13 protein-coding genes are annotated in these 13,169 nt (G+C 70.1%); 9 read left to right on the plus strand and 4 right to left on the minus strand.

What is annotated here, in order from left to right; all coding sequences use genetic code 11:
- Positions 1-185 precede the first annotated feature (185 nt).
- Positions 186-965, plus strand: coding sequence for an exodeoxyribonuclease III (locus ACZ67T_RS02165; RefSeq protein WP_469981069.1), 780 nt, complete (start codon positions 186-188; stop codon positions 963-965).
- A 35-nt stretch (positions 966-1,000) separates the two neighbouring features.
- Here the strand turns inward: ACZ67T_RS02165 and ACZ67T_RS02170 are convergent, their stop codons facing one another.
- On the minus strand, positions 1,001-2,818 hold the full coding sequence (locus tag ACZ67T_RS02170; protein WP_469981070.1) for an SGNH/GDSL hydrolase family protein: 1,818 nt from the start codon (positions 2,816-2,818) through the stop codon (positions 1,001-1,003).
- 122 nt (positions 2,819-2,940) lie between these two features.
- Between ACZ67T_RS02170 and ACZ67T_RS02175 the strand changes: the two genes are divergently transcribed.
- The 5 genes from ACZ67T_RS02175 (at position 2,941) to ACZ67T_RS02195 (ending at position 6,687) form a co-directional block, all read left to right on the plus strand.
- Positions 2,941-3,381 carry a DUF6278 family protein gene (locus ACZ67T_RS02175; RefSeq protein WP_469981071.1) on the plus strand — a complete coding sequence of 147 codons (441 nt, stop codon included), beginning with the start codon at positions 2,941-2,943 and terminating at the stop codon, positions 3,379-3,381.
- Between the two features lie 107 nt (positions 3,382-3,488).
- Complete coding sequence (locus ACZ67T_RS02180; RefSeq protein WP_469981072.1) at positions 3,489-4,232, plus strand: amino acid ABC transporter ATP-binding protein; 744 nt, start codon at positions 3,489-3,491, stop codon at positions 4,230-4,232.
- A 17-nt stretch (positions 4,233-4,249) separates the two neighbouring features.
- Complete coding sequence (locus ACZ67T_RS02185) at positions 4,250-5,167, plus strand: glutamate ABC transporter substrate-binding protein (RefSeq protein ID WP_469981073.1); 918 nt, start codon at positions 4,250-4,252, stop codon at positions 5,165-5,167.
- A 9-nt stretch (positions 5,168-5,176) separates the two neighbouring features.
- Positions 5,177-5,821, plus strand: coding sequence for an amino acid ABC transporter permease (locus ACZ67T_RS02190; protein WP_469981074.1), 645 nt, complete (start codon positions 5,177-5,179; stop codon positions 5,819-5,821).
- Complete coding sequence (locus ACZ67T_RS02195; protein WP_469981075.1) at positions 5,818-6,687, plus strand: amino acid ABC transporter permease; 870 nt, start codon at positions 5,818-5,820, stop codon at positions 6,685-6,687. The genes ACZ67T_RS02190 and ACZ67T_RS02195 overlap by 4 nt, the downstream gene beginning before the upstream one ends.
- A 54-nt stretch (positions 6,688-6,741) precedes the next feature.
- Here the strand turns inward: ACZ67T_RS02195 and ACZ67T_RS02200 are convergent, their stop codons facing one another.
- Entirely contained in the window at positions 6,742-8,250 is a 1,509-nt protein-coding gene (locus tag ACZ67T_RS02200; protein WP_469981366.1) for an alpha/beta fold hydrolase, read from the minus strand.
- A 209-nt stretch (positions 8,251-8,459) separates the two neighbouring features.
- Positions 8,460-9,218, minus strand: a complete 759-nt coding sequence (locus ACZ67T_RS02205) for a hypothetical protein (RefSeq protein ID WP_469981076.1) — start codon at positions 9,216-9,218, stop codon at positions 8,460-8,462.
- Between the two features lie 103 nt (positions 9,219-9,321).
- Between ACZ67T_RS02205 and ggt the strand changes: the two genes are divergently transcribed.
- On the plus strand, positions 9,322-11,190 hold the full coding sequence (gene ggt / locus ACZ67T_RS02210) for a gamma-glutamyltransferase (protein ID WP_469981077.1): 1,869 nt from the start codon (positions 9,322-9,324) through the stop codon (positions 11,188-11,190).
- Positions 11,191-11,358: 168 nt separating this feature from the next.
- Complete coding sequence (locus ACZ67T_RS02215; protein WP_469981078.1) at positions 11,359-12,057, plus strand: glycoside hydrolase family 75 protein; 699 nt, start codon at positions 11,359-11,361, stop codon at positions 12,055-12,057.
- Positions 12,058-12,078: 21 nt separating this feature from the next.
- On the opposite strand, the gene map is transcribed toward ACZ67T_RS02215, so the two are convergent.
- Positions 12,079-12,846 carry a type I methionyl aminopeptidase gene (map, locus tag ACZ67T_RS02220; protein WP_469981079.1) on the minus strand — a complete coding sequence of 256 codons (768 nt, stop codon included), beginning with the start codon at positions 12,844-12,846 and terminating at the stop codon, positions 12,079-12,081.
- A 52-nt stretch (positions 12,847-12,898) separates the two neighbouring features.
- On the opposite strand from map, the gene ACZ67T_RS02225 reads away from it, so the two are divergent.
- Entirely contained in the window at positions 12,899-13,150 is a 252-nt protein-coding gene (locus tag ACZ67T_RS02225) for a helix-turn-helix domain-containing protein (RefSeq protein ID WP_100591486.1), read from the plus strand.
- Positions 13,151-13,169 lie beyond the last annotated feature (19 nt).

A 13,169-nucleotide genomic window follows, 5' to 3' on the forward strand; every position in this document is an offset into this window, starting at 1 on the left:
GGGGGGTGCTCCTTGCGGATCCGGGGGAGATGCTTCGACAGGCTAACTTTCAAACAGGGAAACTTGCAAGGTAACCTGCCTATAGCGCCCATTGTCTGATGCCGCCGCCTGCTGCCCATCGCGCCCCGCCGGTGGCCGCCCCGGGTTCGGCGGGCGTTGTCGTACCCGCCCGGTAGGTTGTGGGCATGCGGATTGCTACCTGGAATGTGAACTCGATCACCGCCCGGCTGCCCAGGCTCCTCGCCTGGCTGGAGAACACCGGGACGGACGTGCTGTGCGTCCAGGAGACCAAGTGCACGGCCGAGCAGTTCCCCGCGGACGAGCTGCGCGAGCTGGGCTACGAGTCCGCGGTGAACGCGACCGGGCGGTGGAACGGCGTGGCGCTGATCTCCCGCGTCGGCCTGGAGGACGTCGTGACCGGCCTGCCCGGCGACCCCGGTTACGAAGGCGCCCACGAGCCCCGCGCGATCTCCGCCACGTGCGGCCCGGCGCGCGTCTGGTCGGTGTACGTGCCGAACGGCCGCGAGGTGGACCACCCGCACTACGCTTACAAGCTCCAGTGGTTCGAGGCGCTCAAGGCGGCCGTCGCGGGCGACGCGGCGGGCTCCCGCCCCTTCGCCGTGATGGGCGACTACAACGTGGCGCCGACGGACGACGACGTCTGGGACATCTCCCTCTTCGACGGCGCCACGCACGTCACCCCGGCGGAGCGCGCCGCGCTCGCCGCGCTCCGTGAGACGGGCCTGTCCGACGTGGTCCCGCGGCCCCTGAAGTACGACCACCCCTTCACGTACTGGGACTACCGCCAGCTCGGCTTCCCCAAGAACCGCGGCATGCGCATCGACCTCGTCTACGGGAACGCGGCGTTCGCGGGGGCCGTGAAGGACTCGTACGTGGACCGCGAGGAGCGCAAGGGCAAGGGCGCCTCGGACCACGCCCCGGTGGTCGTTGACCTGGAGGTCTAGGCCCTCTGCGATCCGAGGGGGGCTGGGCCGGAGCTCTACGGCTCCAGCGCCCCCAGATCCACCGCCCGGGCCATCGCGTCGAGCCCCGCGTCGCCCGGGTGCAGATGATCCCCGCTGTCGTACTCGGGCCGCATCCGCGCGGGATGCGCCGGATCGCGCACCACGGCGTCGAAGTCGACCACCGCGTCGAAGTCGCCCCCGCTGTCCCGCACATACGCGTTGACGATCTCCCGCTCCCGGTCCGCCGTGGCTGTGCACAGGGTCTCGCCCTCGCACGGAGTGACCGTCGCCCCGACCACGCGCAGGCCCCGCGCGTGGGCGCGCGCCGCGATCTCCCGTAGCCCGGCCACGACTTGGGCCCCGCTGAAGCCGGCCCGTACGTCGTTGACGCCCTGGAAGACGACGACCGTGCGCGCCGACGTCTGGGACAGCGCGTCGCGGTCGAGGCGGTGCAGCGCGCTCACGCCGCCCGTGTCCGTGGAGACGCCGTCCCCCGGATAGCGGTCGCCCGTCACCCGGTTCGCCGAGATCCCCTGGTTCAGGACGCCGTAGTGCGGCACCGCGTCCTGCTCGCGCAGCCGGGTGGAGAGCACGTCGGGCCAGCGGTGGTTCGCGTCGGGCGTCGACTTCACGCCGTCCGTGATGGAGTCGCCGAGCAGAACGACCGACCCGGGCCCGCCGCTCACGTCGACACCGGTGAGCAGCGGCCAGTACGTGATCGTCGACGTGTACGAGGCCGCTGACGCCTCCGCCGCGTGATCGCCCGGCAGGCTCACGTACGAACGCTGGATCGCCTGGCTGTGCACCGGCGCCGTGGCGACCGCCTCCGGAAGATGGAAGCTGACCAGCAGATTCGCCCCGGCCGGCACCTCGAAGCCCACCGGGTCGCTGAACGCCTGCGCCCCCGCGGGGATCGTCGTACCCGCCGCGCCGCGGAACCTCAGCGCCACCGGCTCGCCCTTGGCCCCGGCGCCCGTGTCCTGCACGGCCACCGTCGCGCTCCCGACCCGCACCGGCGCCGACGCGAACGTGTTGTCGAGCCGGATCCGCACGCGCGGCCCGCCCGCGCTGGTGTGCACGACGAGCCGCACCGTGCGGTCCGCCCAGGGGCCGACGGCCGCGTATCCGGCGGTGGACGCCGACCAGGTGCCGGTCCACCCCGGCGCGGGCGAGCGCACCGACAGGGCGAAGACATGCAGATCGGGGGTGCCCGGGTCCCGGGGCAGGTCCACGGAGGCGATCTCGCGGCCCTTGGCGACCGGCACCGTGACGACGTACAGCCGTGTCCGTTCGGCGAGTTGGCCGCCGGGCGTGTTGCGGTGGGGGAGCGCCACGGACTTGGTGGCGAGCGGGCCCGTGCGCCAGTCGGGCGCGGTGAGGCGGTACGTGGAGCGCGAGCCGTCCCGGTAACGCACGGTGCCGCCACCGGCCGCGTCGCCGCCCGTTCCGGCCACCAGGAAGGCGAGCGCGTCGCCCCGGCCGTGCACGCGGACGGGCTGGCCGTCGGCTCGCACGTTGTCGGGCCCGGTCCCCGCCGTGCGCGGCCAGGTGAGGCGGGCGCCCTCAACACCCAGGGCGCGCCCGGGAGTCCAGCCGGCCGCCGACAGGTCACCTGCGGACAGCGAGCTGCCCGAGCCGTCGAAGTCGGCCTCCCCGGCCCGGTCGTCGGGGCTGACCGCCCTGTTGTCGAAGAGCCGCTCCAGGGGGAGCGGCCCGGGTCTGTGCGGAGCGGCCTGCGCGACGGCGGTCGGGGCGAGGCCCGTAAAGAGCGCCAGTACAGCTGCCGTTCCCCAGACGCGTCGGCGCACGACCGACTCCCTCCACTTGTGGGTGAGACGTGACAGGTGAGCCATGAAGCTAAAGAGCAGACAGGTTCGCGTCAATGAGCCGCGTGCGCATGTGGCCCGAACTCTCCGTAATGGAGCTCAGCGCGCCCTGTGGTGCGACAGCCTGCGGGGATGTCAGGGTGAGTGGTATGAACATCCCTTTCTTGGACAACTGGCGCAGGAAGCACGGCTCCGCCTTCGGCGTGGCCGTCTTCACCGAGGGTGACGGCGGGGCCGAGGGGATCGCCGAACTTCTCTCCGAGTGCGAGCTGCTGCGCTCGCAGGCGCACGAGGCCGGGGTCGAACTGGACGACACCGTCGCGTCGTTGGAGGCGCTCGACCAACTGGTGCCGCGCTGGCGCGAGGACGAGGAAGCGCTGCCGTGGCTCGGCAACGACGCGGGCCTGTACCTCGGTACGGTCCTCGTCCGCCAGGTATCGGGGGCGACCTGGGCGATCTGGCCCAACGGGCAGCCGGTGGTACGGCTCCCCTCCGGCCGCGAGGTCGACGTCGTCGCCGCGGGCCACGAATGGGCGATCAGCGGGGCGCCCGAGCTGTCGCAGTTCTACGCCGAGGCCTCGGAGACGTAGGAGCGCAAATACGGTTAATGGCCATACGTGCGTGTCGCCGGTCAAGTCCCAAATTGACGTGGGTAGTTTGCGCGGACCGACACAGCTGAGAGTGGGCAGGTCTTGCCATGGCCGTCGATCCTTTGATCGAGCTGCGCGACGTCAACAAGTACTACGGGGAGCTGCATGTCCTCCAGGACGTCAACCTCACCGTCGGCAAGGGGGAGGTGGTGGTGGTCATCGGCCCCTCGGGGTCGGGGAAGTCGACGCTCTGCCGGACGATCAACAGGCTCGAGACGATCCAGTCGGGCAACATCCGACTCGACGGGCAACCGCTTCCGGAGGAGGGCAAGGCCCTCGCCCATCTGAGGGCCGAGGTGGGGATGGTCTTCCAGTCCTTCAACCTCTTCGCGCACAAGACGGTCCTGCAGAACGTGTCCCTCGCCCAGATAAAGGTCAGGGGCCGCAAGAGGGACGAGGCCGACAAGCGCTCCCGTGAACTCCTGGACCGGGTGGGGCTCGCCTCACAGGCGGCCAAGTTCCCCGCCCAGCTCTCCGGCGGCCAGCAGCAGCGCGTGGCCATCGCCCGCGCCCTCGCCATGGACCCCAAGGCCCTCCTCTTCGACGAGCCGACCTCGGCCCTCGACCCGGAGATGATCAACGAGGTCCTGGAGGTGATGCAGCAGCTCGCCCGCGAGGGCATGACCATGGTCGTGGTCACCCACGAGATGGGCTTCGCCCGCTCCGCCGCCAACCGCGTCGTGTTCATGGCCGACGGCCGCATCGTCGAGGACCGCACCCCCGAGGACTTCTTCACCAACCCGCGCAGCGAGCGGGCCAAGGACTTCCTTTCCAAGATCCTCAAGCACTGACGGGGGTGGACCGATCCATGCTGCGCAAGACACGTGTGTTCCGCGCCGTCGCCGCCCTCGCCCTCACCGCCCTGGCCGCGGCGGCCTGCGGCAAGGAGGGCAGCCCGCCGACCAAGGGCCCGGCCCCCGACAAGCTGCCCACCTACCAAGTGGCGAAAGACTTCCGACTGCCCTCCTCGCCCACCTGGGAGCGCGCCGAGAAACGCGGCTACCTCATCGTCGGCGCCAAGGAGGACCAGCCGTACCTGGGGGAGAGGGACCCGGCGACCGGCCTCTTCTCAGGCTTCGACATCGAGATCGCCAGGATGATGTCCGCCTCGCTCGGCTTCCCCCCGAAGACCATCCACTTCAAGACGATCGCCTCGGCCAACCGCGAAACCGCCCTGCAGAACGGTCAGATTGACTACTACGTCGGCACCTACACGATCAACGCCATGCGCAAGAAGCTCGTCGGCTTCGCGGGCCCGTACTTCCTGGCAGGTCAGGACCTGTTGGTACGCAAGGACGAGAACGACATCCACGGCCCGCAGGACCTGGCCGGCAAACGCGTCTGCTCGGCGAGCGGTTCGACCCCCTACCAGCGCATCAAGACCGACTACCCGAAGGCGACGCTCGTCGCGTACGACACGTACTCGGTCTGCGTCGACAACCTGCTCACCTACCAGGTCGACGCCGTCACCACCGACGACGCGATCCTGATCGGCTTCGCGGCGAAGGTGCCCGACCAACTCAGGGTCGTGGGCGAGCCGTTCTCCGAGGAGCCGTACGGCATCGGTGTGCGGCGCAGCGACAACGCGCTGCGGATGGCGCTCAACGACGCTCTGGAGGCCCGCGAGAAGAACGGCGACTGGAAGAGGGCCTTCGAGGCGACGCTCGGCCAATCCGGCGTGCCCGCGCCCACCCCGCCCCCCATCGACCGCTACCCGGCGAGCTGAGGAGGCCTCGTGGACGTACTGACCAGCAATTTCTCCACCTTCGCCAAGGGGTTCCTCGGGACGGTCGAACTGACCGTCTACGCCTCGATCCTCGCGCTCGTCCTCGGCTTCGTGATGGCGTCGTTCCGGGTCGCGCCCGTCGGATCCCTCCGGGCCTTCGGCACGGTCTGGGTCACGGTCCTGCGCAACACCCCGCTGACCCTGCTGTTCTTCGCTGTGCTGCTGGGCCTGCCGCGCTTCGGACTCGTGCTGCCCTTCCAGGTGTTCGCGATCCTCGCGCTCGGCTGCTACACCTCCGCGTTCATCTGCGAGGCGCTGCGCTCCGGCATCAACACCGTCCCGAGGGGGCAGGGCGAGGCGGCCCGCAGCCTCGGCATGACGTTCGGCCAGACGCTGTCGATGGTGGTGCTCCCGCAGGCCTTCCGGTCCGTCATCCCGCCCGTCGGCTCGACCCTCATCGCCCTCGCCAAGAACTCGGCGATCGCCGGCGCGTTCAGCGTCAACGAGTTGCTCGGCACCTACAAGACTCTCAGCGAGCTGGGCTACAACATCATCTGGACCTTCTTCTGGATCGCCGTCGGCTACCTGATCATCACCCTCACCATCAGCGCGATCTTCAACGTGCTCGAGAAGCGCTGGGGAGTTCCCCGATGAAAGCTCTTGCTCACGACGCGACGGCCCTCTACGACGTACCGGGACCGAAGACCGAGCGCCGGCACCGGCTGTACGGGGTGCTGTCCACGCTGATCCTGCTCGGCCTGCTCGCGTGGGTCTTCTACCTCCTCTTCGACACCGACCAGTTCACGTACACGAAGTGGATGCCGTTCGAGTACAAGGGCATCCAGGAGCTGCTCCTGCGAGGGCTCGGCAACACGCTGAAGGCGTTCGCCATCGCCGCCGTGCTCTCGCTCGTGCTCGGGACCGTCCTCGCGGTCGGGCGCCTGTCCGACCACCGGCCGGTTCGCTGGCTCGCCACGCTCGTCGTCGAGTTCTTCCGCGCCATGCCCGTCCTGGTGATGATCTTCTTCATCTTCGTGGCGCTGAAGGTCCAGCCGCTGCCGGCCCTCGTCGCCGGGCTCACCCTCTACAACGGATCGGTGCTCGCCGAGGTCTTCCGCTCCGGCGTCAACGCCGTCGAACGCGGCCAGGGCGAGGCCGCGTTCGCACTCGGCATGCGCAAGACCCAGGTCATGACGCACGTCCTGGTGCCGCAGGCCGTACGCGCCATGCTGCCCGCCATCATCAGCCAGCTGGTGGTCGCCCTGAAGGACACCTCGCTCGGCTATCTCATCACCTATGAGGAGTTCCTCCACGCAGGGAAGCTCATCGCCTCGAACCTCGACTACGATTTGCCCTTCATCCCCGTGGTGATGGTGATCTCTCCGATCTACATCGGGATGTGCATGCTCCTTTCGTGGTTCGCCCAGTGGGTGTCCAAGCGCCAGCGGCGCAACCCCAAGGTCGAGGCGGTCGATGTCGCCCCGGCCGAACCGGTGACGCTGCTGCCGGGGGTGCAGTAGCAGGGGCTCCTTGCAGAGACCACAGGGCCATGCCCGCCCGGCAGCAGCCGGAGATCACTGCCTGCGCAGGGGGATCGACACGTATGACGGGTCGTCCTTCGGCGAGGAGAAGGTCAGCTGCGCGCCGGTCGGGTTGTGCTCGATATAGAGCGGGTCGACCGTGTCGACGACCAGGGCGAGCCGGTGCCCTGCCGGGACGTCGTAGGCCGTGGAGAACAACTCCAGGTCCACGCCGAACGGAGCACCGGGTGTCTTGCCGTGGAAGGTGTACGGCGCGTTGCTGACCAGCTTGCCGAGGCCGAGCGGGCCCACGTCGTAGAGGTACGCGACGAGGGTTCCGCTCTCCTTGGTCGCAGTGAGCGTCGTGTGCAGCTTCGCGGTCCCGCGCACATGCTGTTCGGATGTGTACTTCTCCGACTGCCACACGCCCGCCCAGCGGCGCGGCAGCAGTGGCACCGAGGCCGTCGGGGGCAGCCGGAGGAACTGGTCGAGGATGTTCGACAGTTCCAGGAGCCCGCCGTTGGCGCCCGAGTCGACGTTCGTGTGGATCGTGGTGGTGCCCGTGAGGGCGATCTTCTTCTTCGTCGCGCCGACCGACTTCCAGTCGGGGTAGCTCTCGTACGCGCCGGTGGAGCGGGACTTGATGCGGACGGGGAGCTCGCGGTCGACGCCGTTGTCGTCGCCCTTGAGGTAGTGGTCGAACCAGCGGTGCGTGTCCTCCCACGTGTCGTTGGGCAGCCCGAGCAGTCCGGTCGCCTCGGCCGTGGCATGGTCGCCGGGGCGGAACTCCAGGCGCTTGGGCGTGGTGAGCTTCTCGTAGAAGTCCGCGTACTGGTTGGGCGGGAAGATGGTGTCGCCCCAGGCGTTGCCGAGCAGGATGGCGGCGCCGTTCTTGTTGATGCTGTCGATGTACGTCTCGGGGGAGCGCTTCTTGCCCCACGCGATCATGTCGTCCTCCTTGGCCAGGTTCGAGCCGAGGAAGTCCTTCATGACCTGCTGGAGTTCGGGGCTCGGGCGGCCGGTGAGATAGCCGGCGCCGGAGAGCAGGGCGGCGGCCTGGAAGTGCTGGGTGCGGCCCGAGTAGATCGAGTCGATCAGGTCCCCCCAGCCGCTCAGCGCGGCCACGGCCTTGATGCGCTTGTCGTGCCCGGCGGCGAGCAGGCTGATGCCCGCGCCGTAGGAGACGCCCGCCATCCCCACCTTGTCCGGGTCGGCCTGCGTGTTCTTGAGGGCCCAGTCGATGACCTTCGAGGCGTCCTCGATGTCCTCGGGGCCGCCGACCTCGATCTCGCCGCCGGACTGCCAGAAGCCGCGCGAGTTGTAACTCACCACGACATAGCCGGAGTCGGCGAGCTGCTTGGCCTGGGCGAGGTACTCGACCTGCGGCACGGCCCAGCTCGTGGGGAGCACGACGACCGGGTATCTGCGCGAGGTGTCGGAGGGGGCCACGACGTTGGCCTTCAGGACCGTGCCGCCGGCGCCGGTGATGTCGACGAAGCGCACGCCCGGCCCCGGCGCCGCCTGCGCGGCGGGGGCCAGGCCCAGCGCCGCCCCGGCGATCATGGTCGCGGACACGGCACCAACAGTGGTCGTACGCAGCGCTCTGCGCGGGTGTCGCGGGTGTCCCACGGGTCACTCCTCACTCGTGTCAGTGCAAAGTGACCCGACGGTAACCGTGACGTCTTACCGCAGGTAACCCGTCGGTAAGTTACGTACGGGTAACGATGTTTTGTTGTTCAACGGCGTCCGCCGCACCCCAGGTCGGGGGCGGGTCACTTCGCCCGGTGCGAGGAGGCGCGGGGCGTGGCGGCGGGGGCCGGCGCCTGGGCGGCTCGGGTGACGTCGCCGACCAGCTCGACCACATCGGGGCCGTACGCCTGGGAGTTGACGACCTTCAGAAGGAGCACGAACGCGTTGCCGCCGTGCTTGCGGGCCAGCCGCTCGTGGTGGCGGGCGAGATAGCGGGTGGCCGCCTGGTTGGTGACCGGCAGCTGGCCGCAGAAGAGGAAGACCGGGCGCGACCCCTGCCCCTGGCCCGCCGTCAGCCGGGCGAGCAGCACGTACTCCGTGATCCCCGGCTCCAGGCGGTAGCGCTCGCTGCCTATCTGGAACGCGCCGCGGTCGGGGCCGGGCTCCGGGTCCGTGTTGACGCGGATGCCCGGCAGGAGGCTGTGCATATGGGCGGCCATCCGGCGGTTCGACGCCGGTCCGCCCACGCAGAACTCGGTGCGCTCGCCGAAGCCCTGCTGGGCCGTGTCGTGTGCGACGACCTGCGCGTGCGCCCCGCAGTCCTTGATGATCGCCGAGAGTTCGAGCAGGGCGAAGACGTCGTGACGCTTCACCGTCAGCTCGGGACCGCCCGCGTCGCGGTTCACCACGAGGAGCGACTCGGAGTTGTCGGGCAGCCCGAAGAAGGCCTGCCTGCGGCGGAGTTTGCGCTTCCACAAGTAGGTGCGGGCGAGCCAGCCAAGGGCGGCGCTGATCCCGGCCGCGATCACGCCGAGGACGATGTTGCGCACGTCTTCCGTCATGGGGGCGCATGCTAGCGGGCGGACGGATCCTTGTTCGAGGGGGTCCTGACGCCGTGCGGAACTGAAGTTACGCTGCGCAGACGGCTGTTGACTGGAGGTACGGATGAGACGTCCTGTTGCGCGGAATCGGATGAATCCCGGGTTTCCGGGGAAGCCGCGAAGTCTTCGGAATCTCTCGGGGCTGGCCCTCGCGGCGACGCTGGTGACGGTCGGTGCCGCCGCGGCCCCGGCGTCCGACGCGAACCACTCGCCCCAAGCGTCCGCACAGAAGGTGCCGCTCGCGGTCGGCTACGGCGGCGCGGTCTCCAGCGTCGACGCGGACGCCTCCGCCGCCGGGATCGAGGTCCTCCGCAAGGGCGGCAACGCCGTGGACGCCGCCGTCGCCACGGCCGCGGCGCTCGGCGTCACCGAGCCGTACTCCGCGGGCGTCGGCGGGGGCGGCTACTTCGTGTACTACGACGCGAAGACCCGCAAGGTGCACACGATCGACGGCCGCGAGACGGCCCCGCTCACCGCCGACTCGGGCCTGTTCCTGGAGAACGGCAAGCCCCTCGACTTCAACGACGCGGTGACGAGCGGCCTGAGCATCGGGACGCCGGGCACGCCCGCCACCTGGCAGACCGCGCTCGACACCTGGGGCAGCGAGCGGCTCGGCTCGGTGCTCCGGCCGGCGCAGAAGCTGGCGCGGGACGGGTTCACGGTCGACGACACGTTCCGCTCCCAGACCGCGGCGAACCAGGCGCGGTTCAAGGACTTCCCCGCCACGGCCGAGCTGTTCCTGCCCGGCGGCGCGCTCCCTGTCGTCGGCTCCACGTTCAAGAACCCCGATCTCGCGCGCACCTACGAGGAGTTGGCGCACGAAGGCGTCGGCGCCATCTACCGGGGCGACATCGGCGAGGACATCGTTCGCACCGTGAACAAGCCGCCCGTGGACCCGGCGTCGGGCCGGATCGCGCGGCCCGGCAAGCTGTCCGCCAAGGACCTCGAGGCGTACGGGGCGAAGCTCCGGGCCCCGACGAAGACCTCGTACCGCGGGCTCGGCGTCTACTCGATGGCGCCGTCGTCCTCGGGCGGTACGACCGTCGGCGAGGCGCTCAACATCCTTGAGCGCACGGACCTGTCGAAGGCCACGCAGGAGCAGTATCTGCACCGCTACATAGAGGCGAGCCGGATCGCGTTCGCGGACCGCGGGCGCTGGGTCGGCGACCCCGGCTTCGAGGACGTGCCGGCCAAGGAGCTGCTCTCGCAGCGGTTCGCCGACTCGCGGGAGTGCCTCATCAAGGACGACGCGGTCCTGACGAGCCCGCTGGCGCCGGGGGATCCGCGGCACCCCGGCAAGTGCGGTGAGCTGGGCGACAAGGCGGCCCCGACGACGTTCGAGGGCGAGAACACGACGCATCTGACGGTCGCCGACAAGTGGGGCAACGTCGTCGCGTACACGCTGACGATCGAGTCGACGGGCGGCAGCGGCATCACCGTCCCGGGCCGCGGCTTCCTGCTCAACAACGAGCTCACGGACTTCTCGTTCGCACCGGCCAACCCGGCGGTCCACGACCCGAACCTGCCGGGGCCCGGCAAGCGCCCGCGCTCGTCGATCTCCCCGACGATCGTCCTCGACCGGCACGACCAGCCGGTGGTGGCGCTCGGTTCGCCCGGCGGCGCGACGATCATCACGACCGTCCTGCAGACGCTGACCGGCTTCGTCGACCGCGGGCTGCCCCTGGTGGACGCGATCGCGGCGCCCCGCGCCAGCCAGCGCAACGCGGCGGCGACGGAGCTCGAACCGGGCCTGTGGGACTCGCCGGCGAGAGCGCGCCTGGAGGCGCTCGGTCACGTCTTCAAGCAGAACCCGGAGATCGGCGCGGCGACGGGCGTGCAGCGCCTGAAGGACGGCAAGTGGCTCGCCGCGGCCGAGAAGGTGCGGCGCGGCGGCGGCTCGGCGATGGTGGTGAGGCCCGCCTCCGGCGGCTGACCGGACGTGCCGTGAGGGGCCCGTGGGTCCCGTCGGCTGACGTGAGGTCTACGTCAACCGGCGGGAAACGCGGGCCTCTTGGCGAATTCGAGGGGTTGACAGGTACCTGTGGTGGCGCCAGATTTGGCTCGAAGGTAAGGAAACTTTCCTAACAGATGGGTCCCCCACGTGCGTAACCGAACGCTCGCCCTCACCGCCTCCGCCGGAGCCGCGCTGCTCGCCACAGCGCTCCTCCCCACGAACGCCACCGCCCGCGAGACCGGCCCCCGGCGCGCCCAGGAGGGCACGGTCGGCGCGGCCGACCTGCTCGCCAAGGTCACGTCCTGCTCGCAGATATCGAACGGCAAGTACCGCACCGACGAGGAGACCTCGGCGACCGTGCCGGTCTGCGGCAAGAACGGCGCGGTCTTCTGGAAGGCCGACATGGACATCGACTGCGACGGCCAGGTCACCACGGAGTGCAACGCCGGCACCGACCCCTGGTTCCAGGACGACACGGCCTTCCACCAGTCCAACGGCAAGCCTCTGAACGCCGAGAAGCTCCCGTACGTCGTCGTGCCCAGCTCCAGCGGCATCTGGAACTACGCCGGAGCCGGCATCAAGGGCGGCGGCGTCGTGGCCGTCATCTACCACGACAAGGTCGAGTACGCGGTCGTCGGCGACACCGGCCCGAACGAGATCATCGGAGAGGCGTCCTACGCCACCGCGAAGGCCCTCGGCATCGACGCGGACCCGGAGACCGGCGGCACGGACTCCGGCGTCACGTACATCGTGTTCAAGAACAACCAGACGTCCCCGATCGAGAGCCACGGCGCAGCGGTGGCCCTCGGCGACTCCCTGGCCAAGAAGTTCCTTCAGGACAACTGAGCCGGCGCCGGGGCGGCCCGCTCAGGGCGCAGTGAGGATCCGCGGCCCCGCGTCCGTGATCGCCACCGTGTGTTCCGCGTGGGCGGCGCGGGTGCCGTCTCCTGTGCGCAGGGTCCAGCCGTCCGGGGCCGCGTAGTAGTCGTCCATGCCGCCGGCGATCACCATCGGCTCGATCGCGAGCACCATGCCGTGCTTGAGACGCATGCCCCGGCCCGCCCGTCCCTCGTTCGGGACGGGCGGGTCCTCGTGCATCTTGCGGCCGATGCCGTGCCCGCCGAAGCCGTCCGGGATGCCGTATCCCTCCGCCCGGCACACCTTCCCGATCGCGTGGGCGATGTCCCCGATCCTGTTGCCGACGACCGCCGCCGCGATGCCCGCCGCCAGCGCGTGCTCCGCCGTGCCGATGAGGTGCAGGTCATCGGGGCGTGCCGTGCCGACCGTGAAGCTGATCGCCGAGTCGCCGGCCCAGCCGCCCAGCTCGGCGCCGAAGTCGGCCGAGAGGAGATCGCCGTCGCGCAGCCAGTACCCGTCGGGGATGCCGTGCACGATCGCGTCGTTCACCGACGCGCACAGGACCGCGGGGAAGGGGGTCGGGGCGAACGAAGGGCGGTAGCCGAGGAACGGGGAGCCCGCGCCGGCCGCGCGCAGGACACCGTGCGCCACCGAGTCCAGCTCCAGGAGCGAGACCCCGACGGCCGCCTTCTCGCGGACCGCCGCGAGCGCCTGGGCCACGACCCGGCCCGCTTCCCGCATCTCGTCGATCGATGTGTCTGTCTTGAGTTCCACCATGCCAATTACAATACCGGTATTTGAATGGGGGTTCTGCCAGTAGACTGGGCGCATGGTCCGAACCCCCTTGACCCCCGAAGAGCGCGAGCGCGGCGAGCGGCTCGGCCTCCTGCTGCGCGAGGCCCGGCGCGGGAGGAGCATGGTGGAGGTCGCCGCGAGCGCGGGTCTGTCCGCCGAGACGCTCCGCAAGATCGAGACCGGCCGGGCGCCCACGCCCGCGTTCTTCACGGTCGCGGCCCTCGCCCGGACGCTCGGTCTCTCCATGGACGAGATCGTCGCGAGCTGCTCGCTGGTGACCGTCTAGCTGCGGCGAGTGAGGACGG

It is taken from the genome of Streptomyces sp. NPDC107517, from assembly GCF_055582645.1.